The 21742-nt window shown below is 72.7% G+C and carries 19 protein-coding genes; 10 read left to right on the forward strand and 9 right to left on the reverse strand.

Annotated elements, in window-relative coordinates:
* Nucleotides 1–11: 11 nt before the first annotated feature.
* Entirely contained in the window at nucleotides 12–788 is a 777-nt protein-coding gene (locus ABID81_RS00540) for an SDR family oxidoreductase (protein WP_354592910.1), read from the reverse strand.
* A gap of 186 nt (nucleotides 789–974) precedes the next feature.
* On the opposite strand from ABID81_RS00540, the gene ABID81_RS00545 reads away from it, so the two are divergent.
* From ABID81_RS00545 to ABID81_RS00565, 5 genes are all read left to right on the forward strand, one after another.
* Entirely contained in the window at nucleotides 975–2306 is a 1332-nt protein-coding gene (locus tag ABID81_RS00545; RefSeq protein ID WP_354592911.1) for a bifunctional o-acetylhomoserine/o-acetylserine sulfhydrylase, read from the forward strand.
* An 88-nt stretch (nucleotides 2307–2394) separates the two neighbouring features.
* On the forward strand, nucleotides 2395–3594 hold the full coding sequence (gene metX, locus ABID81_RS00550) for a homoserine O-acetyltransferase MetX (protein ID WP_354592912.1): 1200 nt from the start codon (nucleotides 2395–2397) through the stop codon (nucleotides 3592–3594).
* 175 nt (nucleotides 3595–3769) lie between these two features.
* A complete protein-coding gene (locus ABID81_RS00555) occupies nucleotides 3770–4927 on the forward strand; it encodes a sensor histidine kinase (protein ID WP_354592913.1) in 1158 nt (385 codons plus the stop codon).
* A complete protein-coding gene (locus tag ABID81_RS00560; RefSeq protein WP_354592914.1) occupies nucleotides 4924–6174 on the forward strand; it encodes a hypothetical protein in 1251 nt (416 codons plus the stop codon). Before ABID81_RS00555 ends, ABID81_RS00560 begins: the two co-directional genes overlap by 4 nt.
* Before the next feature lie 85 nt (nucleotides 6175–6259).
* Nucleotides 6260–6937, forward strand: a complete 678-nt coding sequence (locus ABID81_RS00565; protein WP_354592915.1) for a response regulator — start codon at nucleotides 6260–6262, stop codon at nucleotides 6935–6937.
* Between the two features lie 159 nt (nucleotides 6938–7096).
* Here the strand turns inward: ABID81_RS00565 and ABID81_RS00570 are convergent, their stop codons facing one another.
* The 4 genes from ABID81_RS00570 to ABID81_RS00585 all read right to left on the reverse strand — a co-directional run bounded on the left by ABID81_RS00570 (nucleotide 7097) and on the right by ABID81_RS00585 (nucleotide 11893).
* Nucleotides 7097–8347, reverse strand: a complete 1251-nt coding sequence (locus ABID81_RS00570; RefSeq protein ID WP_354592916.1) for an MFS transporter — start codon at nucleotides 8345–8347, stop codon at nucleotides 7097–7099.
* A gap of 144 nt (nucleotides 8348–8491) precedes the next feature.
* Nucleotides 8492–10075 (reverse strand): choice-of-anchor D domain-containing protein, encoded by a 1584-nt coding sequence (locus tag ABID81_RS00575; RefSeq protein WP_354592917.1) that lies wholly within the window; start codon nucleotides 10073–10075, stop codon nucleotides 8492–8494.
* A 160-nt stretch (nucleotides 10076–10235) separates the two neighbouring features.
* The gene (locus ABID81_RS00580) at nucleotides 10236–10565 is read right to left on the reverse strand and encodes a thiamine-binding protein (protein ID WP_354592918.1); all 330 of its coding nucleotides are present in this window, start codon (nucleotides 10563–10565) and stop codon (nucleotides 10236–10238) included.
* Entirely contained in the window at nucleotides 10562–11893 is a 1332-nt protein-coding gene (locus tag ABID81_RS00585; RefSeq protein ID WP_354592919.1) for a glycosyltransferase 87 family protein, read from the reverse strand. Before ABID81_RS00585 ends, ABID81_RS00580 begins: the two co-directional genes overlap by 4 nt.
* Nucleotides 11894–11972: 79 nt before the next feature.
* Between ABID81_RS00585 and ABID81_RS00590 the strand changes: the two genes are divergently transcribed.
* The 4 genes from ABID81_RS00590 (at nucleotide 11973) to ABID81_RS00605 (ending at nucleotide 15360) form a co-directional block, all read left to right on the forward strand.
* Nucleotides 11973–12803 carry an ABC transporter substrate-binding protein gene (locus ABID81_RS00590; protein ID WP_354592920.1) on the forward strand — a complete coding sequence of 277 codons (831 nt, stop codon included), beginning with the start codon at nucleotides 11973–11975 and terminating at the stop codon, nucleotides 12801–12803.
* Between the two features lie 92 nt (nucleotides 12804–12895).
* Nucleotides 12896–13672 (forward strand): amino acid ABC transporter permease, encoded by a 777-nt coding sequence (locus ABID81_RS00595; protein WP_354592921.1) that lies wholly within the window; start codon nucleotides 12896–12898, stop codon nucleotides 13670–13672.
* Nucleotides 13669–14466, forward strand: coding sequence for an amino acid ABC transporter ATP-binding protein (locus ABID81_RS00600; RefSeq protein ID WP_354592922.1), 798 nt, complete (start codon nucleotides 13669–13671; stop codon nucleotides 14464–14466). The genes ABID81_RS00595 and ABID81_RS00600 overlap by 4 nt, the downstream gene beginning before the upstream one ends.
* Nucleotides 14467–14670: 204 nt before the next feature.
* A complete protein-coding gene (locus ABID81_RS00605) occupies nucleotides 14671–15360 on the forward strand; it encodes a YceI family protein (RefSeq protein WP_354592923.1) in 690 nt (229 codons plus the stop codon).
* Nucleotides 15361–15387: 27 nt separating this feature from the next.
* Here the strand turns inward: ABID81_RS00605 and ABID81_RS00610 are convergent, their stop codons facing one another.
* Nucleotides 15388–16221, reverse strand: a complete 834-nt coding sequence (locus ABID81_RS00610; RefSeq protein WP_354592924.1) for an ADP-dependent NAD(P)H-hydrate dehydratase — start codon at nucleotides 16219–16221, stop codon at nucleotides 15388–15390.
* Nucleotides 16222–16420: 199 nt separating this feature from the next.
* Between ABID81_RS00610 and ABID81_RS00615 the strand changes: the two genes are divergently transcribed.
* Nucleotides 16421–17482, forward strand: a complete 1062-nt coding sequence (locus ABID81_RS00615; protein WP_354593304.1) for an NADH:flavin oxidoreductase/NADH oxidase — start codon at nucleotides 16421–16423, stop codon at nucleotides 17480–17482.
* A 97-nt stretch (nucleotides 17483–17579) separates the two neighbouring features.
* Here ABID81_RS00615 and ABID81_RS00620 read toward each other — a convergent pair whose 3' ends face one another.
* From ABID81_RS00620 to guaB1, 3 genes are all read right to left on the reverse strand, one after another.
* Nucleotides 17580–18620 (reverse strand): hemolysin family protein, encoded by a 1041-nt coding sequence (locus ABID81_RS00620; protein ID WP_354592925.1) that lies wholly within the window; start codon nucleotides 18618–18620, stop codon nucleotides 17580–17582.
* Entirely contained in the window at nucleotides 18617–20068 is a 1452-nt protein-coding gene (locus ABID81_RS00625; protein ID WP_354593305.1) for a hemolysin family protein, read from the reverse strand. Before ABID81_RS00625 ends, ABID81_RS00620 begins: the two co-directional genes overlap by 4 nt.
* Before the next feature lie 193 nt (nucleotides 20069–20261).
* Nucleotides 20262–21698: a GMP reductase gene (gene guaB1 / locus ABID81_RS00630; RefSeq protein WP_354592926.1), complete on the reverse strand. Its 1437-nt coding sequence runs from the start codon at nucleotides 21696–21698 to the stop codon at nucleotides 20262–20264.
* Nucleotides 21699–21742: the final 44 nt, after the last annotated feature.

Here is a 21742-nt window from a genome sequence, read left to right on the forward strand (position 1 = left end):
GCCCGGCCCGGTCAGTCCTTCCGGACGCGCAGCCCGCCCTTGGCGACCTTGTACGTCGCGGCCTGCGCCACCGGCTTGATGGTCACCAGGTCGAGGTTGACGTGGGCCGGCAGTTCGACCGAGTGCACGATCGACTCGGCGACGTCGCCGGCCGTCAGGGGCGCCTCGACGTCCCGGTAGACGGCGTCGGCGCGGTCCTGGTCGCCGCCGAAGCGCACGAGCGAGAACTCCTCGGTGTGCACCATGCCCGGTGCGATCTCGATCACCCGGATCGGTTCGCCGGCGAGCTCGAGCCGCAGCACGGCCACGAGGGCGTGCTCGGCGAACTTCGAGGCGTTGTAGCCGCCGCCGTTCTCGTACGCGACGTGACCGGCGATCGAGGTGACCGTGACCACGTCGGCGCCCCGCGCCTCCTCGGCTCCCCGGCGCAGCGACGGCAGCAGCGCGGTGATCGCGCGCTTCGTGCCGAGGACGTTGATGTCGAACATGCGCTGCCAGTCGTCGATCGAGCCGTGCTCGACGCTGTCGAGGCCGAACGCGCCGCCGGCGTTGTTGACGAGCGCGTGCAGCGGACCGGTGCCCTCGACGTGGGCCCGCAGGGCGGCCACGTCGTCGTCGCTCGTGAGGTCGGCCCGGAACCAGGTCGCCCCCGTCTCGTCGGCGAGCGCACGGAGGCGCTCCTCGCGTCGGGCCACCGCCAGCACGTCCCAGCCGCGCGAGCGGAACAACCGCACCGTCGACGCTCCGATGCCCGAGCTGGCCCCCGTCACCACGACCCTTCCCACCATGTGCGCCTCCCGGTGCCTCGTCCGTCGGCGCCCGCCGTGGACGCACCGGTCCCACGCTAGCCGTCCGGTTACGTCGCGTGTCCGGCATCGTGGACGGTCGGGGGCGGGGTCCGTACCGTGGCTGTCATCGCAGGCCCCGACGACCCCGTCGGCCCACACGACACGACCCGACCGCAGGAGCAGACCATGACCGACGCCCAGCCCGCCTGGAAGTTCGAGACCCGGCAGATCCATGCCGGCGCCCAGCCCGACCCCACGACCCACGCCAGGGCCACGCCGATCTACAAGACGACCTCGTACGTCTTCCGCGACGCCCAGCACGCGCAGGACCTCTTCGCCCTCGCCGAGAACGGCAACATCTACTCGCGCATCATGAACCCCACCCACGACGTCGTGGAGAAGCGCATCGCCGCGCTCGAGGGCGGGACGGGTGCCCTGCTGGTGTCGTCGGGGCAGGCCGCGTCCACCTTCGCCGTGCTCAACATCGCCGAGGCCGGCGACCACATCGTGTCGTCGTCGTCCATCTACGGCGGCACGTACAACCTGTTCAAGTACACGCTGGCGAAGCTCGGCATCGAGACGACCTTCGTCGAGAACCAGGACGACGCCGACGAATGGCGCCGTGCCGTCCGCCCGAACACCAAGCTGTTCTTCGCCGAGACGATCGGCAACCCCAAGATCAACATCCTCGACATCGAGAAGGTGTCGGGCGTCGGGCACGACGAGGGCGTGCCCCTGATCGTCGACAACACGATCGCGACGCCCTACCTGATCCGGCCGCTCGAGCACGGGGCGGACGTCGTCGTGCACTCGGCGACGAAGTTCCTCGGCGGGCACGGCACGGTCATCGGCGGGTTCATCGTCGACGGCGGCACGTTCCCGTGGTCGGCCGACGCGGACCGCTTCCCCGGGTTGACCCGACCCGACCCGTCGTACCACGGGGCGGTCTACACGCAGGCGGTCGGCGACGAGCTCGCCTACGTCGTCAAGGCGCGCGTCCAGCTGCTGCGCGACCTCGGGGCGTCGAACAGCCCCGACACGGCCTTCTCGCTGATCCAGGGCATCGAGACGCTCAGCCTGCGCATCGAGCGACACGTCCAGAACGCCCAGGAGGTCGCGGAGTGGCTGGACGCCCGCGACGACGTCGCCGCCGTGTACTACGCAGGCCTGCCGACCAGCCCGTGGTACGCCGCGGCGAACAAGTACGCGCCCCGCGGCGTCGGGGCCGTCCTCTCGTTCGAGCTGAAGGGCGGGGTCGACGCCGGTCGGGCCCTCGTCGACGCCCTGCGGCTGTTCAGCCACCTGGCCAACATCGGCGACGTTCGCAGCCTGGTGATCCACCCCGCCTCGACGACGCACTCGCAGCTCACCCCCGAGCAGCAGCTGACGACCGGCGTCACGCCGGGCCTCGTGCGGCTCTCGGTCGGCCTCGAGAACGTCGACGACCTCAAGGCCGACCTCGACGCCGGGTTCGCCGCGGCTCGGGCGGTCACCCGCGAGTCGTTGCGCAGCAGCTAGGCCGTCGCCCCGAGGCGACCACCCGAGGAGGCGCGGTGCGCGTAACAAACGCGCCGCGCCTCCTCGCGTCCCCCAGGATGGACAGCACATGGACTGGCAGAGCACACCCGAGGACACCGTCCCGTCGAGCGTCATCAGCGAACGCACGCGCCTGGCCGTGCTGGGCCGCCCTCCGGTCACCGGAGCCTGGCGCGACGGCGACGACCCGGGCGGACGCCGGTTCGAGACGCTCGACGACCTGGTGCTCGAGAGCGGCGTCACGCTGCCCCGGCCCCGGCTCGCGTTCGAGACCTGGGGCGAGCTCGCCGCAGACGGCGGCAACGCCGTCCTCGTGTCGCACGCCCTCACCGGCGACAGCCACGTCGTCGGCGAGGCCGGCCCCGGGCACCCGACGGCCGGCTGGTGGAACGGCGTCGTCGGCCCCGGGCTCGCCGTCGACACCGACCGGTGGTTCGTCGTGGCGCCGAACGTGCTCGGCGGCTGCCAGGGCAGCACCGGGCCCTCGTCGTTCGCCCCGGACGCCGTCGAGTGGGGGTCGAGGTTCCCGCACCTGACGATCCGCGACCAGGTCGCCGCCCAGGCCGCCCTCGCCGACCGGCTCGGCATCGACCGCTGGGCGGCGGTCGTCGGCGGGTCGATGGGGGGCATGCACGCCCTCGAGTGGGCCGTCACGCACCCGTCGCGCGTCGAGCGCCTCGCCGTGCTGGCCGCACCGCCCGTCGTGAGCGCCGACCAGATCGCGCTGAACACGGTCCAGCACGAGGCCATCCGCATGGACTCCGCGTACGACGGCGGCGACTACTACGACGCGGTCGACGGGCCCTACCGGGGCCTGGCCCTCGCCCGACGCATGGCCCTGCTGAACTACCGTTCGCCCGACGAGCTCAACGCCCGCTTCGGACGCAGCTGGCAGAGCGAGATCTCACCGCTCGGCGGGCCCGGGCGGTTCCAGGTCGAGAGCTACCTCGACTTCCACGGCAACAAGTTCACGCGGCGCTTCGACGCCGGCAGCTACGCGACCCTGCTGGGCGCCATGAACTCGCACGACGTCGGACGCGACCGGGGCGGGGTCGCCGCCGCCCTGAACCGGGTCACGGCGCGTTCGCTCGTGCTCGGCGTCGACAGCGACCGGCTCTTCCCGGTGTCCGACCAGCGGGTCGTCGCGCGGCACCTCGCGAACGCCCTCGACGGCGACGACGTGGCGGTCGTGGGGAGTCCCTACGGGCACGACGGATTCCTCATCGAGACCGCCGCCGTGGGCGCTCAGCTCCGCCGACTGCTCGACTGACCTCCCTTCGGCGGACACCCCGGGGTACAGTTCGCGACCGGGACCGGATCGTTACCGGACCAATCCGCCCGTCGGGCCCTGCACGACCCCCTGAGAGGGTTCTGGGTGTGAAAACATGAGGGGTCGCCAGCCACCCGGCAGCCGCGACGCCCCCGTCGGAAGCCACTCACGAATCATGGACATCTTCGCCCAAGAGCGCGATCGTCTGCTCAGCAGCACGACCCGCACCCTGGGGCTCGCCTGCGCGGCGGTCTCGATCGTGGCGCTCGTGATCCCGGGGGTCACCGACCCGCTCCACCTGGCGGCCATCGCTCCGCTCGCCGCCCTGCTCATCGTGGCGCTGCTGTTCGTCACCGGGCCGCGCGCCCGCGTCTGGGTCCCCGTCGGCCTGGCGGCCGGCATCGCCGCCACCGTGGTCGCCCTGCTGCCGGCCGGCAGTCCCGACGACGGGCCGCTCGCCACGGCGATCATCCCGTTGGCCGGCGGGGCGACCGCCGCCTTCAGCCTCATGCTCTCGTCGAGCCGTCCGCGACTCACGACGGCCGTCGTCGCGTTCGTCGTCGAGATCACGCTCGTCGCGCTCGCGACGGGGTCGCTCTTCACCTTCCCGGTGGCGGCGGTGCTGCTCGGCTGGGTGTCGTGCTTCGTGACGGGCCTCTGGCTCGGCCGCGCGGTGCCCCTCGCCGCCCGGCGCATCTACAGCATCGGCAACGCCCACCGGGCCGAGCGCCAGGCCAGCGAGACCGAGGCGCAACGCCGTCAGGGCGCCCGGCTGCTGCACGACACCGTGCTGGCGACCCTGACGCTGCTCGCCCACTCGGGGTTCGGCGTCACGGCGCAGGCACTCCAGGACCAGGCGGCCGAGGACGCCCGCCTGCTGCGGCACCTCCGCCTCGGCGGCACGCCCCAGCCCCAGGCGTCGGGTGACTACAGCCTCGAGACGGTCGAGGAGTCGCCCCTCGGGCAGACCCTCGAGTCCGTCAAGCAACGCTTCGGTCGCATGGGCCTCGAGGTCAGCTGGCACGGCACCGGGCAGGTCCTGCTGCCGACCCACGTCCTCGACGCGTTCCTGCTCGCCCTGGCCGAGTGCCTCGAGAACGTCCGGCGTCACGCGGGCGTCACCGAGGCGCACGTGACGATCATCCACGACGACTCGATGGTGCGGGCCATGGTCACCGACGCCGGGGTGGGCTTCGACCTGGCCGGCATCAGCGAAGAGCGCCTGGGCTTCAAAGAATCGGTCGTCGGCCGCCTGCACGAGGTGGGCGGCAGCGCCCGGCTCTTCTCCTCGCCCGGCTCGGGCACGACCGTCGTCCTGGAGGCACCCCGATGAGCGTCGACGAGAACACCTTCGGCATCGTCCGCGGCCGCCGTGCGGCACGAGGCCTGCCGATCAGCTCGACCGGTGCGCGGTCGCTGCGCCAGGCGCGGGCCGCCGGCGCCACCCTCGGCACGGGCTACCTCGGCGTCGGGGCGGCCGTGGTCGCGGCCCTCCAGGCCGTCTACGGCCTCACGTTCTTCCTCAGCCACCTGTCCGCCTATCCCGACGTCACGCCCGCGCTCGTCTCGTGGCTGCTGTACGTCGCCACGTTCATCGGCACGGCCGCCCTCGTGACCGTCCGGGGCGAGCGGCTGACGACGGGCGTCTTCGCCGTCATCGGCGTCGTGCTGGCCGTCGTCGTCGCCCTCGACTTCGTCGCCGTCTGGCCCCTGCACGACGTCGGCGCCTACGCCACGTCGAGCGTCGCCGTGGGCTTCGGCCTGCTGCCGATCGTCACCCTGAGGCCCGTGCGCGAGGTCGTCGTCGCCACCGCCCTGCTGTTCGTGGCCTTCGTCGTCATGGTCGCGGCGTCGACGCCCGTCACGAGCGACTCGGGGCCCCAGCAGATCGCCGTCGTGGCCCTCACGGTCCTGCCGAGCGCCATCGCCACCTTCGCGGTGCACCGGTTCCGGCGCATGGTGCAGGTCGAGCTCGACCGGGTCCTCGTCCAGAGCAACGTGTCGCAGCCCCGCTTCGCCGTCGGCATGCTCGCGAGCGACGAACTGGCCCGGCTCGACCTGGCCGCCGAGAAGCTGCTCGACGGGGTCGCCAACGGCGACGTCCCGTTGCCGCTCTCCCCCAAGGTCGCCTCGCAGGCGGCCTCGCTCGCCACCGAGCTGCGGCTGCACCTCATCGAGGGCCGACGCGAGACCTGGCTGCACCACGCGGTCACCGAGTCCGAGTACCTCGGGCGCTCGGTCACGCTGGTGGACCCCTCGTCGCTGGCCGGCCTGTTGGCACCGCCGCAGCGCGACGGCCTGCTGCAGGGCGTCTGGCTGCTGCTCGGCGACTCGAAGAGCCGGGCACCGGGCACGACCATCCAGCTGACCCTCGGGCCGGTGACGGCCGCCTCGCAGTCGTTCGCCGGTCGGAGCGTCTGCGTGCCGGTCGTCGTCTCGACGACGGGCATCCGGCGCAACCGCGTCACGCCGGCCACCTGGAACGCCCTCGAACGCGCCGGCGAGTACACCGTGTCGACGCACGAGTCGAGCGTCAAGATCTCGGTCGCCTGCATCGTCGACAACCCCGCCGAGACCTGAGCCGACCAGCCCCCGCGTGGTCTCCCCCGATCACCGCCCCCGCCCGTAGCATGTTCACCACACCGTCCTGAAAGAAGGTCCCGACGTGTCAGACCACGACGACCGCATCCGCCTCGCCCTCGTAGACGACCACAAGATGCTGCTGGGCGCCCTCAGCGAGTGGATCCGCGGTGCCGCGAGCGACATCTCGATGGTGGCCGCCGTCGCGTCCTGGCCCGAGCTGCTCACGCACCCCGAGTTCCCGGTCGACGTCGTCCTGCTCGACCTCGACCTGAAGGACAGCATCCCGATCTCGCTCAAGATCAACACGCTCAAGACCACCGGCGTCAAGACGGTCCTCATGAGCACCTACTCCGAGCCCAACGTCGTCCGCGAGGCCCTCGCGGCCGGTGCCCTCGGCTACCTCGTCAAGAGCGAGGACGCCGAGATGATCGTCGAGGCGATCCGCTCGGCCGCCAAGGGCGAGTCGTACATCTCGGCCGAGCTCGACCTGGCGCTCAACGCGGCCGAGGTCGGCGGGGTGCCGAAGCTCAGTGCGCAGGAGCGCCGCGTGATGGCGCTCTACGGCGGTGGCGAGCCGGTCAAGGCCGTCGCGTACCAGCTCGGCATCAGCGAAGAGACCGCGAAGAGCTACCTCAAGCGCATCCGCGAGAAGTACCGGGTCGCCGGCTACGACGTGGGCACCAAGGTCGCCCTGCGGAAGCGCGCCATCCAGGACGGCATCCTGCTGCAGACCGACACGCCGGCCCAGACCAGCTTCTGACCCGCGGCGCGAACCACGCGCGACGGCCCGACTCCCCCGGGAGCCGGGCCGTCCGTCGTCCGCCCCGCCCGCGCACGCGGCCGGCCGGCGCCTGCACCTGCGCCCACGCCGCCATGCCGCCACGCACCCGGGAGGCGCGAGGGGCGCCCCGAGGACGTCCTACGCCGACACCGACTCGCGCTCGGCAGCCGTGGCCCGAGCCGTGCCGCGCTTGTCGTCGACGCGCTGCATGCCGAAGCTGATCATCGTCAGGACGACGCCGGCGAGGGCGAGCACGACGCCGACCCAGCCCGGGGCGGAGAAGCCGAGGCCGGCCGCGATGACGGCACCGCCGAGGTACGCGCCGAAGCTGTTGCCGAGGTTCATCGCCGAGTGGTTGAGCGCGGCGCCGATGACCTGGCTCTCGCCCGCGACCTCCATGAGGCGGGACTGCACCGACGGGCCGACGCTCGACCCGACGAGGCCGACGAAGAACGTGCTGACGAAGATGCCCACGATCGAGCTCGAGGTGAGCGCGTACGCCGAGAGCGCGGCGATCAGCCCGACGAAGCCGAGGTACATGGCGAGCTTGAGCGAGCGGTCGGCCAGCCAGCCGCCGAGCAGGTTGCCGATCGTCATGCCGACGCCGACCGTGACGAGCACCCAGGGCACGACGCCCTCGGCCACGCCCGCACCCTCGGTGACGGCGTTGGCGATGTAGCTGTAGACCGCGAAGAACCCGCCGAAGCCGATGGCGCCGATGCCCATGACGAGCCAGACCTGTGGCTGCTTGAAGGCCCGCAGCTCGCGCTTCATCGAGGCGCTCGCGTCGCCGTCCTGGTGCGGGACGGCGAGGGCGACGGCGGCGAAGGTGAGCGCGAAGATCAGGGCGACGGCGAGGTAGGCGACGCGCCAGCCGGCCTGCTGGCCGAGCCAGGTGATCGAGGGCACGCCGACGACGTTCGCGATCGTCAGCCCGCTGAGCACGAGCGCGACGCCCTTGCCCCGGTTGCCGGGCCCCATGATCGACGCGGCGACGATCGACGCGATGCCGAAGTAGGCGCCGTGCGGCAGGCCCGCGGCGAAGCGGGCGGCCAGCACCCAGCCGAACGACGGCAGCAGGGCCGAGGCGACGGTGCCGACGGTGAAGGCCGCGAGCAGGGCCAGCAGCAGTTTCTTCTTCGGGAAGTGCGACGACATCGCGGCGATCGTGGGTGCCCCGACGACGACGCCGAGGGCGTAGGCGCTGATCAGCCAGCCGGCCTGGGCGATGCCCGCGTCGGCCGAGCGGGCGTAGAGGCCGGGCAGCAGGTCGCCGGCCATGTTCGGCAGCAGGCCCATGGCGACGAACTCGGTCGAGCCGATGCCGAACCCGCCGAGGGCGAGGGCGATCAGGGCGGCCGTGCGACGACGGCGGGAGAGGTGGGTCACGTGGGAGCCTTGCGTTGGGGTCGATCGAGGGGGATGTTCGACCTGGACTCGCCGTTGAGAGGTTCGTGACAGTGGGTGCTGCCGATCACATCGTATCGATTCGACCGCCCGCCCCGCAACGACCGGGCGGCAGCCGCGCCCTCGTCAGCCCTTGACGGAAGTCGCCGTCCGCGCCCCGACGTTGCCCGACGAGTCGACCGACCAGGCGATCAGCGTGTACTGCCGACCCGAGGTGAGGGCGGGCAGGGTCGCCGACGTCGCCCCCGTCGAGGTCACCGGCAGTCCGCTCGTCGGGAGGGCGCCGACGCCGGCTCCCGGCACGAGTCGGACGACGGTGCCGACGGCGTCCGCCGAGGTCGAGGCCCGCCAGGTGGCCGTGCGGGTGCTCGACGCCGTGGCGATCGCCAGCGACGTGACCGCGGCCGGTGCCGTCTTGTCCGACCGGTCGCGCCAGCTGAGCGAACCGGTCATGGTGCCCGGGGTGAAGGTGCAACGCAGGGTCCACGACAGGCGGGCCGAGGTCACGGCGCCCGTGGAGTCCACCGCGAAGGACGAGACCGTCAGACGCCCCGTGTACGACCCGCAGCCGCGACCGGAGCCGGAGACCGAGAGGCCGTACTTCGCGGTCGACCCCTCGGCCGGACCGGTTGCCTCACTCGTGTCGAAGGTGCCGACCTGCAGGGGCCCGCCACCGTAGCGGACCACCTCGACGCGGGTCGTGTCGGCGCCCGAGTCGAGCCCGTAGGGGCGCGTCGGGACGAAGGCGTAACCGTCGGACGAGCTGCGGCCCACGACGGTGGCGAACGAGCCGTCCGGGAACGCGTGGGTCGTGCCGCCCGAGACGTAGTCGTCACCCCGGTACGTGATGCCGGTCGTGCCGAGCGGAGCGGAACCCGCGAGCGAGATCCGCCGGGTGACCCCACCCGTGGCGATCGACACCACCCCGGCGCGCGGACCCGCCTTGGTGGGCGTGAAACCGATGGTGAACGTGCACTTCGCGCCCGCGGCCAGGGTCGTCCGGCTGCACGTGTCGGCCGTGATCGGGAAGTCCCCCGACGTCCCCGACGTCACGGCGGCGGCACCCATCGTGACGGGCGCCGAACCCGTGTTGACGATGGTCTCCGTCGTGGTCACGGGCACCGATCCGACCGGGGTGTCCGGGTACTGGATCGTCGTGGCGGTGGGCACCGCTCCCGTGTCGCCCGGCTGACCGAAGCGCAGCTGACCGAAGAAGGCGTACGAGGGCGTCGCCGTCCCGTTCCGGAAGACGACGTCAAAGCGCGTCAGCGCGCCTGCAGCGTCCGCGGCGAGGTCCAGGACCTCGACGTCCCCGATGAACGACTGGCTGACGCTTCCGACCACGAGTTCGGCACGGGCGAGGGAGGGGTCCTGTGAACGGGAGTCGACACCGTACCGTCCGACCGTGAGGGACTTGCCCTGAGGGGGCTCGACGGTGATCCGGATGCCGTCACCCGCGCCCGACTTGCTCTCGGGGCCGACCACGGTGATGCCGCGGCTCAGCGTCGCGACGCCGATCGTCACGGACCGTCCGACGGCCGCGTGCTGACGACCGGCGGGGTAGCCGGGATCGTTGGTGCTCGAGACGCTGAGCACCGCCGTGCTCGTCGCGGCCGACGCCGGCGTCGACGCCGACGCGAGAGGGGTGACGGTCGCCGCGAGGACGGCCAGGGCCGTCACCCCGAGCAGGGTGAGAGAGGGACGTTTCACGGGGGCTCCTTCGCCGGGAGGCGCGATCGAGAGGCGCCCTGCAGTCATCGTGCCCGCGCGGTCGCCCCCCGGACGGGTGGATCCCCCGTCACCCGCGGGCGGGAGCGACGACGGTCCGCAGCCCGGCCTCGCGGCCGGCCACGCACGCCGGTCGCCGGCCTCAGGCGTCGTCGAGAGCGGCCTCGAGCCGCTCGACCTTGCCGGTCAGCTCGCCGGTGCGCCCCGGCCGGATGTCGGCCTTGAGCACGAGCGACACGCGCGACCCGTAGGCGCCGACCGCCTCGGTGGCCGCCTTCACGACGGCCATCACCTCGTCCCACTCGCCCTCGATCTCGGTGAACATCGACGAGGTGTGGTTCGGCAGCCCGGAGGCCCGGACGACGGCGACCGCGGCGGCGACCGCCGAGTGGACCGAGTCGGGCTCGGAACCGGCGGACGGTCCGCCCTCGGGGGCGGCACCACCGGGCGAGACGGAGAACGCGACGATCATGCGTCCATCCTCGCGCCGTCCGGCCGGACACGCCAGAGCGTGACCGCGGCCCAGGCCAGCAGGCCCAGCTCGAGCACGGCCCGGACGGTGACCACGGTGACGAGATCGGGTCGGGCGGCGAGCAGGGCGTCGTACTCGAGCGGGTAGACGATCTGCGTCAGTCCGGCCACGACCACGGCCAGCACCGCGGGCACGACGAACCTCGGCCCGCCCGAACGCGCGAGCACCAGCCCGACGACGACGGGCACGGCGAGCCAGGCGACGAACTGCGGCGACCCGACCTTGTTGGTCACGATGAGCGCCACCACGACGGCCGTCGACAAGGGGCCGAGGAGGCGCGTGGCCGTCACCCCGCGGCGCACCGCCCGCAGGCCCAGCAGGACGACGCCGAGCACCACAGCGGCCATGACGACGCTCATCGCCTTCGCGGCGAACCCGACCCCGTCGCCGGCGATCTGGTAGGTGAGGATCTGCCGGTCGTAGTAGACGAAGGTGCCGGGGACGCCCGCGGCGGCACGCCAGAGCCAGAGCACCGCCGCGGGCGACTCGACCTGCAGTCCGCGACCGGCCTGCTGCCCGACGAAGCCGACCACGTTCCACCCGCTGCCGAGCACGAGCGAGATGGACGCCACGACCGCGGTCGTCACCGCGGCGGCCACGACGACCTCGACCCGACGACGCACGGCGAGGACGGCGACCACCACGAGGGCGGCGGGCCAGACCTTGACCCAGGCCGCGATCGTGAGCAGGGCGGAAGCCAGCGAGGGCCGGGTCGAGACGAGGAGCAGTCCCACCAGCGCGATGGGGACCGTGACGGCGTCGATGCGGCCGAGGGCGATCGGCCCGAGGGCGACGAGGAACGCCAGCCACCACCAGGCCGCGACCGCCGACCCGGGCCGCCGCCGGGCGACCAGCACGGCGAAGGCACCGGCGTTCAGCAGCGACACCAGCACGAGCCAGACGGCCCCGTAGCCCGCGTCGCCGCCGAGCCGGGCGACCAGCATCGGCACGGCGGCGAGCAGCGGGTAGACCCAGGGACGGTCGACTCCCACCCAGTCGCCACCCCCGACGCCCTGTTGCATCCAGGTGCGGTAGACGACGTCGACGTCACCCAGGGTGCGGTTGCCGCCGACGAGGTTCAGCCGGACGAGCCACGCGTGGACGAGCACGAAGGCGATGCCGATCACGACGGGTGACGCCGCGAGCGACCTCACCCGGTCGACGACCGCGGTCCGACCGTCGGCCACGGGCCGGGAACTCGACCGGCGGACGTCGGGGTCGGCCGACACCCCGACGCCGGCCGGCGGACGGGGCGCGGAGGTCGGCATGCCCACAGGCTAGCCGTCGGCCCCGACACCGGGCGTCATGCGTCGGACGACGTCGGCCGTCGCCGCTACGATCCCTCTCATGCGCAGACCCGCCTCCCTCCGACTCGTCGCGACCGCCGCCGCCCTCGTGCTGGCCGGTTCGCTCGCCGCCTGCTCGTCCGACGGGGGCTCGGGCACCACGGGGTCGTCCGTCGGCCCGGTCTCCGAGGGCAAGCTCACCGTCGCCACCGGTGAGCCCGCGTACAGCCCCTGGGTCGAAGACGACGACCCGTCGTCCGGCAAGGGCTACGAGGCCGCCGTCGCCTACGCGGTCGCCGACGAGCTCGGCTACGACGCCTCCGACGTGGTGTGGGTGCGCACGACCTTCGACGAGGCCATCGCGCCGGGCCCCAAGACGTTCGACCTGAACCTCCAGCAGTTCTCCATCACCGACCAGCGGAAGAAGGCCGTCGACTTCTCGCCCGCCTACTACGAGACGCGCCAGGCGGTCGTGACCCTGCCCGGCACCGCGGCGGCCGATGCGACGTCGATCGCCGACCTCGAGGGTCTCGACATCGGCGCCCAGAGCGGCACGACGAGCTTCACCGCCGCCGAGACCGCGATCGACCCGGACGGCGGCGTGCAGGCCTACAACTCGAACGACGACGCGAAGGCCGCCCTCGAGGCCGGCCAGGTCGACGCCATCGTGCTCGACGTCCCCACCGCCACCTACTTCGTCGAGGGCGGCGTCGTGCTCGGTCAGCTGCCCGCGGCCGACGGGGCGAGCGACCAGCTCGGCATCGTCCTGCCGCTCGGCAGCTCGTTGACCGCCGACGTCACGACGGCCGTCGACGACCTCACGGCCGACGGCACGCTCGCCGAGCTGCAGAAGCAGTGGCTGGCCGACTACGACGTGAAAGAGCTGTCGTAACCCCTCGCACGGTCGCGGCCGCCCCCGGGGCGGTCAGCGACCTCGAACTGGGCCGGCGGGCGTTCCGGCGTCGGCAGTCGACGCGGTCGGTCGTGGTCGCCGCCGTCAGCACGATCGCGTTCGCCGCGCTCGCGTGGTGGGCGATCACGAGCACACCCGGCTGGTCCCGGGTGCAGTTCAGCTTCCTCGACGGCGCCACGTTCGCCTCGGCGTGGCCCAGGGTGGTCGAGGGCCTCTGGCTCAACGTCCGCGTGCTGGTCGTCGCCGCGATCGGCGTGGCCGTCGTCAGCACCGTCCTGTCGGCGGCGCGCACCCTGCGCGGGCCCGTGTTCTTCCCGGTGCGGGCCCTCGTCCGCGGCTACACCGACCTGTTCCGGGGCATGCCGTTGATCATCGTCCTGTACCTGGTCGGGTTCGGCGTGCCGGGGCTCGGCCTGGGCATCCCCCGGCTGCCCGCCGAGTTCTGGGGCACGATCGCGTTGATCCTCACCTACTCGGCCTACGTCTCCGAGGTCATCCGCGCCGGCATCGAGGCGGTCCACCCCTCACAACGCCTGGCCGCGCGCTCCCTCGGCCTGAGCCACGCCAAGACCCTGCGTCTCGTGGTGTTCCCCCAGGCGCTCCGCAAGGTCACGCCCGCCCTGATGAACGACTTCGTCTCGATGCAGAAGGACGTCGGTCTCATCTCGGTGCTCGGCGCCGTCGACGCGGTCCGCGCCGCGCAGATCGAGACGGCCACGGCGGCGAACTTCACGCCCTACGTCCTCGCCGGGCTGCTCTTCGTGCTGTTGGCCCTGCCGACCATCTGGCTGACCGACTGGCTGTCGGCGCGCCTCCGTCGTCGCGAACAGGCGGGCAGCGTCGTATGAACGTCTCCGACCCCACCGCAGGAGGCGCGGTGCCCGTCGCCCCCGACGCCGGCCTCCCCGAGACGGTGCTGCGCCTCGAGGGCGTCCGCAAGTCGTTCGGCGACGCCGTGGTGCTCGACGGCATCGACCTCGACGTCGCCCGGGACGAGGTCGTCGCCCTGATCGGTGCCAGCGGCTCGGGCAAGTCGACGCTGCTGCGCACCGTGAACCTACTCGAGCAGATCGACGACGGCCGCATCGTGCTCGCCGGGGACGACATCAGCGACCCCCGGGTGCTCGTCGACGCGGTCCGGGCCCGCATCGGCGTGGTGTTCCAGCACTTCAACCTCTTCCCCCACCTGACGGTGCTCGACAACGTCGCCCTGGCCAGCCGCCACGTGCTGCGCCAGCCGAGGGCCGCGGCGAACGAGCGCGCCCTCGAGGTGCTCACCCGGGTGGGACTCGGCGACAAGGCCGACGCCTACCCCGACCGCCTGTCAGGCGGGCAGCAGCAGCGCGTCGCGATCGCCCGCGCCCTCGCGCCCCGTCCGGCCGTGCTGCTGCTCGACGAGATCACGAGCGCCCTCGACCCCGAGCTGGTCGGCGAGGTGCTCGACCTCGTGCGCACCCTGAAGGACGTGGGCACGACGATCCTCATGGCGACCCACGAGATGGCGTTCGCCCGCGACGTCGCCGACCGCGTCGTGTTCCTCGACCGGGGTCGGATCGCCGAGCAGGGCCCGCCCGCCCAGCTCTTCACGGCGCCCCGCGAGGCCCGCACCCGCGAGTTCCTCACCCGCTTCACCGCTCCCTGAGGCGCGGACGCGGCACAGCGCAGCGATGCGGCGTCGCAGCGACGCGGCGAGGCGGCGAGGCGGCATCTCGTCGACCCGGGGACGCAACGACGCTCACCGTCCTCACCCGCGCCTCCCAGGCCTTTGCGAGGGTGACACGTCACCATCGAGGCAGCCCCGTGGACTCGCCGCGCGTCACGCCGACCCCTCCGAAGGACGACCATCATGAAGAAGAAGACCACCATCGGGCTCGGCGTCGCCGCCGCCGTCGTCGTGCTGGGCGTCACCGCCGCCTTCGCCGGGCCGGTCCTCTACCGAGACCTCGTCGTGGGCGAGCCCGAGGCCGCGCCCACGGCCGCCCTCACCCCCGGGTCGAGCACCCTCGACGCGAGCCAGCTCACCGGCGACTGGAGCATCGGCGACGGCAGCACGGCCGGCTACCGCGTCGACGAGGTGCTGAACGGGACCGACGTGACCGTGGTCGGCAGCACCGACCAGGTCTCGGGCACCATCACCGTCGACGGCACGAGCATCTCGGCCGCGACCATCGACGTCGACGTGGCCTCGATCGCGACCGACAGCGGCAACCGCGACGACTACTTCCGCGGCACGGCCATGCAGGTGAACCGGTTCCCCACCGCCACCTTCACGCTGACCCAGCCGATCGAGGCGGCCGTGCCGTCCGACGGCGAGGTGGCGAGCGTCGACGCCACGGGCGAGCTCACGATGCACGGCGTCACGCAGACCGTCACCGTCCCCCTCCAGGCGGCGCTCTCGGGCGACGGCGTGCAGGTGAGCGGCTCGATCCCGGTCACGTTCTCGGACTACGGCGTCGAGGCGCCCGACCTCGGCTTCGTCAGCGTCGAGGACCAGGGCACGGTCGAGTTCCTCGTGGCGGCGACCCCCGCCTCCTGACCCGCTCCGAGCCCGTCCGACGAGGCGTCAGCCCCGGCGCAGCAGGTCGGCGATCGTGGCGGGCAGCGCGTCGACCAGGCCGAGCACGGTGAACGGTCCGCCGGCGCCCGCCCGTGACGCCGCGAGGCCGTGGACGACCGAGGCCGTCGCAGCCAGGCGGGCCAGCGCCTCCTCGTCCGCGGCGATCTCGTCGTGGTGGGTGGCGACCAGCGCACCCAGCACCCCGCCGAGCGCGTCGCCGGCACCGGCCGTCGCGAGCCACGACGGGGCGCTGGCGGCGACCAGGCGGGTGCCGCCGGGGGACGCGACGTACGTGCGGTGCCCCTTGACGAGCACCGTGCACCCCCACTCCCCCGCGGCACGTTCGGCGGCGTCGGCCGGGTCGGCCGCGACGTCCTCGACCTCGCGTCCCGAGGCCTTCGCGAGTTCGCGGAAGTGCGGCGTCAGCACGACGGGCCCGGTCGCCCGCTCGCGCAGCGACAAGGCGCCCGCGTCGAGCACGAGCGGCAACCCCGAGGAGGCGCCGGTCGCGAAGCCGTCCCGCGTCTCGTCGTCGAGGTGGTCGGGGTCCACCCCCGAGCCGAGCAGCCACGCCTGCACGCGACCGGGACTCGTGACGGCCTCGGGCCGACGGTGCAGGACGAAGTCGGAGGCGCGCGAGGGCCCCAGGTAGCGCAGCATCCCGACGCCGGTGTGCAACGCGGCCTCGACGCCGAGCACGGCGGCGCCCGGGTACGAGCTCGAGCCGGTGACGACGCCGAGCACGCCCCGGCTGTACTTGTCGTCGTCGACGGCGGGCACGGCGATGCCCCCGGCGGCGTCGGACGGGGTCCATTCGGTGAAGAGTGCGTCGGAGGTCACGCCCCGACCGTAGTCGCACCCACCGGAAGACGACGGTCCCGGTCGGCCGGGAACACGATCGACCCCGAGCCGGTTGGCTCGGACGCATCATTCCCCATCGAAAGGCGATCCCCTCCTCGTGACGAACGCAGCACAGACGACGCCCGCCCCCACGACCACCTCCGCCGACTCCGGGGCCTCCGTCGGGCTCTTCGACCCGATCACCCTGCGCGGCACGAGCTTCCGCAACCGGCTCTGGGTCGCACCCATGTGCCAGTACTCGGCCGAGCTCGAGGACGGCGTCCCCACCGACTGGCACCTCGTCCACCTGGGCTCGCTCGCCCGAGGAGGCGCCGGTGCCGTCATCGCCGAGGCCACGTCGGTCACGCCAGAGGGCCGCATCTCGCCGCAGGACCTGGGCCTCTGGAACGACGCGCAGGTCGAGGCGTTCCGCCCGATCACCGCCTTCGTCCGCTCGCAGGGCGCGGTGCCCGGAGTCCAGCTGGCGCACGCGGGGCGCAAGGCGTCGACCTTCCGCCCGTGGAGCGAGACGCAGGGCACCGTGCCGGACGACCAGGGCGGCTGGACCACCGTCGCCCCCTCGGCCGTCGCGTTCGAGGGCTACGACGAGCCGGTGGCCCTGACCACCGAGGCGGTCGGCGGCCTGGTCGAGGCGTTCCGCGTCGCGGCACGTCGCTCGGTCGACGCCGGCTTCGAGCTGATCGAGCTGCACGCGGCCCACGGCTACCTGCTGCACCAGTTCCTCTCGCCGCTCAGCAACCTGCGCGACGACCGGTACGGCGGGTCGCTCGAGAACCGTGCGCGGTTCCTGCTCGAGGTCGTGGCGGCCGTCCGTGCCGAGGTCGGCGACGAGTACCCGCTGCTCGTCCGCTTCTCGGCGACCGACTGGGCCGACGGCGGCTGGGACGAGGACGACACCGCGACGGTCGCTGCCTGGGCGCGCGACGCCGGAGCCGACCTGTTCGACATCTCGACCGGCGGCCTCGTCGCCGGCGTGAGCATCCCGGTGGGCCTCGGCTACCAGGTGCGCTTCGCCGAGCACGTCCGCAACCGGGGCCGCGTCGAGACCGGCGCCGTCGGGCTCATCGTCGGGGCCGAGCAGGCGAACGAGGTCGTGGCCAGCGGCCGCGCCGACGTCGTCCTCATGGCGCGCGAGTTCCTCCGCGACCCGCACTTCCCGCTGCGCGCCGCGGCCGAGCTCGGCGTCGAGCTCGACTACACGCCGTCGCAGTACCTGCGGGCGCCGTTCCGCGTGCGCTGAGCCGCCCCGGGCCGTACCGGTCCCTCACGACGCGACCCGCGCCTCCTCACCCTCTCGGGGTCGGGAGGCGCGGGTCGCGTCGTCCGTCGGGTCTCGCTCAGCGACGCCGGGTCGCGTCCTGCACCTCGCCGATGAGCTCTTCGAGGATGTCCTCGAGGAAGAGCACGCCGCGCGTGGCCCCGGACTCGTCGAACGAGCGCGCCACGTGCACGCCGCTGCGACGCATGGTCGCCAGGGCGTCCTCGAGTTCGGTGCCCTGGAAGATCGAGATCAGCTGGCGGATGCGCTTCGGCGGGACCGGGTCGGCGAACTCGTCCTCGTCGAGGTCGATGACGTCCTTGAGGTGCAGGTAGCCCGTGGGGTCGCCGTCGTCGTCGACCAGCACGTACCGCGAGAAGCCGCGCTGCGCGACGGCCCGCTCGACGTCGTGCGGGGTGGTGTCCTCGGGCAGCGTGACGAGTTCGGCCATGGGGACGGCCGTCTGCGCGACGGTCTTCTCGGTGAACTCGAACGCCGCGCGCACCGTCCCCGTCGCGTCGGTCAGCATGCCCTCGCGCTGGGACTGCGCCACGATCGTCGCGACCTCGTCGACCGTGTAGGCGCTCGTCGCCTCGTCCTTGGGCTCGACCCGGAAGGCCCGCAGCACGGCGTTGGCCGAGTGGTTGAGGGCCAGGACGACCACGTGCAGCACCCGGGCGATCGCGACGAGCGGCGGCGCCAGCAGCAGGGCCGCCCGGTCCGGCAACGAGAACGAGATGTTCTTCGGCACCATCTCGCCGAAGACGACGTGCAGGAACGACACCAGCACGAGGGTGATGACGAAGCCGACCACGCCGACCAGTTCGGGGCTGAGCCCGGTCCAGCCGAGGGGGCCCTCGAGCAGGTGGTGGATCGACGGCTCGGACACGTTGAGGATCAGCAGCGAGCAGATCGTGATGCCGAGCTGCGTCGTCGCGAGCATCATCGTCGCGTGCTCCATGGCCCACAGCGTGGTCTTCGCCGCGCGGCTGCCGGCCTCGGCCTTCGGTTCGATCTGAGAGCGGCGGGCCGAGATGACGGCGAACTCGGCGGCGACGAAGAACGCGTTGCCCGCCAGCAGCACGACCAGCCAGACGATGCCCCACCAGTCGCTGCTCATCGGGTCACCTCCTTCGTGCGGACGGCACGCCGGTCGTCCTCGACGCCGGTGCGCACCGTCGAGGGCAGGACCTTCGGGTCACGGCGGCCGGACCGGTCGCGCTCGTCGCGTCCGTCTCGACGCCCGGGCTCGACCGTGGGGGCCTCGGCCACCTCGTCGGGCGTGGGCGTGAAGCGGATGCGGTCGATGCGGCGCCCGTCGAGCCGCTCGACGCGGAAGGCGCCGTCGTCGGTCTCGACCACGTCGCCGACCTTCGGCAGACGCCCGAGCTCGCTCATCAGCCATCCGCCGACGGTCTCGTAGGGGCCGTCCTCCGGCACCTTGACCGAGGCCCGCTCGAGCAGCTCGTCGGGGCGCAGCAAGCCGGGGAAGGTCAGCCAGTTGCGCGACCGCACGACGTCGACCCGACTGCGGTCGTGCTCGTCGCTGACCTCGCCGACCAGCTCTTCGATGAGGTCCTCGAGCGTGACGACGCCGGCCGTGCCGCCGTACTCGTCGACCACGACGGCCATCTGGTAACCCCGGCCCCGGACCTCGCCGAGCAGGTTGTCGAGCGTCATGGTCTCCGGAACGCGCACAGCGTCGGTCAGCAACGCGGAGACGGGCACGTCGGCCCGCTTCTCGCGGGGCACCGAGACCGCCTGCTTGACGTGGACGAGGCCCACGACGTCGTCGATCCCGTCGTCCGTCACCGGGAACCGCGAGTACCCGGTGCGGCGGGCCAGCTCGAGGACCGTCTCGGCCGAGTCGCCGCGCGACACGGTCGACAGTCGGGGCCTGGGCGTCATGACGTCGGACGCCGTGTGGTCGCTGAAGACGAGCGTCCGGGCGAGCAGGGTGGCCGTGTCGCGGTCGAGGCTGCCCTCGGTCGCCGACCGGCGCACGAGCGACGAGAGCTCTTCGGCCGTGCGGGCGCCCGACAGCTCCTCCTTCGGCTCGATGCCCATGGCCCGGAGCACCGCGTTGGCGGTGTTGTTGAGCAGGGCGACCGCGGGCTTGAAGACCGTGGTGAAGAGCACCTGGAACGGGATCACCAGCTTGGCGGTCTTCAGCGGCAGCGCCAGCGCGAAGTTCTTGGGCACGAGCTCGCCGACGATCATCGACAGCAGGGTGGCCACGACGATCGACACGATCGGTGCCCCGACGCCGACGACGCCCTCGGGCACGCCGACCGCCGTCAGCGGCGGTGAGATGAGCCGCGAGATCGCGGGCTCCATCGTGTAGCCCGTCAACAGGGTGGTCAACGTGATGCCGAGCTGGGCGCTCGACAGGTGCGTCGACGTGATGCGGAGCGCACCGATGGTGGGCGCGAGCCCCTTCTCACCCCGCGACTGCCGGGCCTCGAGGTCGGACCGGTCGAGGTTGACCAGCGAGAACTCGCTGGCTACGAAGAGCCCGGTGCCGACGGTGAGCAGCAGGCCGAACGCGAGCAGCAGCCACTCGTTCACGAGCTGCACCCGCCCCGGTCGACGGTCGTGGTGCCCGTGGTGAGGAGGCGCGGCGAGCGATGGTGCGAGGGCGCGGTCGTCTGAGACGGAGGGTCATCCATAGACGGGTGATCTTACGGCACGTGCACCGTTCTCGTCGGGCGGCTTCGCCCGACGGCGGCGTGCGGCCCGGATCGTCCGGCCCGGAGGGCCGTCACCAGCTGACCGGCAGCGCCTTGCCCTCTTCGTAGCCCGCCGCCGACTGCACGCCGACCAGGGCCCGCTCGGCGAACTCGGCGACGGTCGTCGCCCCGGCGTAGGTGAACGAGCTGCGGACGCCCGACGTGATCATGTCGAGCAGGTCCTCCACGCCCGGCCGCAGCGGGTCGAGGTAGATCTTCGACGACGAGATGCCCTCGGCGAAGAGGGTCTTGCGGGCGAGCTCGTACGGGTCGAGACGTTCGAAGCGACCGCGGACGGCTTTCGTCGAGGCCATGCCCCAGCTCTCCTTGTAGAGGCCGCGCTCGTCGCTCGCGAGCTCGCCGGGGGCCTCGATGGTGCCGGCGAACCACGAGCCGATCATCACCGACGACGCCCCGGCCGCGAGCGCGAGGGCCACGTCGCGGGGGTAGCGCACGCCGCCGTCGGCCCAGACGTGGGCGCCGAGGGCTCGCGCCGTGGCGGCCGTCTCGAGCACCGCCGAGAACTGGGGGCGACCCACGGCGGTCATCATGCGGGTGGTGCACATCGCACCCGGCCCGACGCCGACCTTGACGATGGAGGCCCCGGCGGCGACGAGGTGCCGGACGGCCTCTTCGGTGACGACGTTGCCCGCGACGATCGGCAGGCCGAGGTCGAGGCTCGAGACCGTCTGCACGGCGCGGATCATGCCGTCCTGGTCTCCGTGCGCGGTGTCGATGACGAGCACGTCGACGCCGGCCGCGGCGAGGGCCTTCGCCTTGCCGGCCACGTCGCCGTTGATGCCGACGGCCGCCGCGATGCGCAACCGGCCGTCCCCGTCGACGGCGGGCCGGTAGATCGTCGACCGCAGGGCGCTCTTGCGGCTGACCGTGCCGACGACCCGGCCGTGACGCAGCACGGGGGCGAAGTGGATGTCGGCGGCCACCATGCGGTCGAACGCGTCGCGCGGATCGTCGACGTCGTCGGCGTCGAGCGAGGTGAGGGCCCCGTGCAGCAGGTCGCCCAGCACGGCGTCGCGCGGGGCGGTGGCGAGGCGCGAGGTGGCGATGCAGCCGAGGTAGGCCCCGGTGCCGTCGTGCAGGACGATGCCGTGGCCCTCGACGGCGGGGACCACCGAGAGCGCCTGCTCCACGGTCTGCCCCGCGTCGAGCGAGTACGGCGTGTCGTAGTCCACGGGCTGGGCCTTGACCCAGCGGATCGCGGCGTCGAGGTCTTGCAGGTGCATGTCCTGCGGCAGGACGCCGAGGCCGCCCCGCCGGGCCAGGGTGGCCGCGAGGCGGGGCCCCGTGACCGAGTTCATGTTGGCCGAGACGATCGGGATCGTGGCCCCGGTGCCGTCACCCGGCGCGAGGGACACGTCGAGCCGGCTGGTGATCGACGACCGGCTCGGGACGAGGAACACGTCGGAGTAGGTCAGATCGTGCGTGGGGGTCGTCTCGTAGAACCGCATGGGTCCACGGTAATCCCTGTGAGTCGTCCCGCCGCCGTCCGGCC

The sequence above is a fragment of the Frigoribacterium sp. PvP054 genome (assembly GCF_040547465.1).
GTDB lineage: Bacteria > Actinomycetota > Actinomycetes > Actinomycetales > Microbacteriaceae > Frigoribacterium.

Coding starts and splice junctions, on each gene's coding strand:
- ABID81_RS00540 (WP_354592910.1), bottom strand. CDS start 788: ATGGTGGGAAGGGTCGTGGTGACGGGGGCCAGCTCGGGCATCGGAGCG.
- ABID81_RS00545 (WP_354592911.1), top strand. CDS start 975: ATGACCGACGCCCAGCCCGCCTGGAAGTTCGAGACCCGGCAGATCCAT.
- metX (WP_354592912.1), top strand. CDS start 2,395: ATGGACTGGCAGAGCACACCCGAGGACACCGTCCCGTCGAGCGTCATC.
- ABID81_RS00555 (WP_354592913.1), top strand. CDS start 3,770: ATGGACATCTTCGCCCAAGAGCGCGATCGTCTGCTCAGCAGCACGACC.
- ABID81_RS00560 (WP_354592914.1), top strand. CDS start 4,924: ATGAGCGTCGACGAGAACACCTTCGGCATCGTCCGCGGCCGCCGTGCG.
- ABID81_RS00580 (WP_354592918.1), bottom strand. CDS start 10,565: ATGATCGTCGCGTTCTCCGTCTCGCCCGGTGGTGCCGCCCCCGAGGGC.
- ABID81_RS00585 (WP_354592919.1), bottom strand. CDS start 11,893: ATGCCGACCTCCGCGCCCCGTCCGCCGGCCGGCGTCGGGGTGTCGGCC.
- ABID81_RS00590 (WP_354592920.1), top strand. CDS start 11,973: ATGCGCAGACCCGCCTCCCTCCGACTCGTCGCGACCGCCGCCGCCCTC.
- ABID81_RS00600 (WP_354592922.1), top strand. CDS start 13,669: ATGAACGTCTCCGACCCCACCGCAGGAGGCGCGGTGCCCGTCGCCCCC.
- ABID81_RS00605 (WP_354592923.1), top strand. CDS start 14,671: ATGAAGAAGAAGACCACCATCGGGCTCGGCGTCGCCGCCGCCGTCGTC.
- ABID81_RS00620 (WP_354592925.1), bottom strand. CDS start 18,620: ATGAGCAGCGACTGGTGGGGCATCGTCTGGCTGGTCGTGCTGCTGGCG.
- guaB1 (WP_354592926.1), bottom strand. CDS start 21,698: ATGCGGTTCTACGAGACGACCCCCACGCACGATCTGACCTACTCCGAC.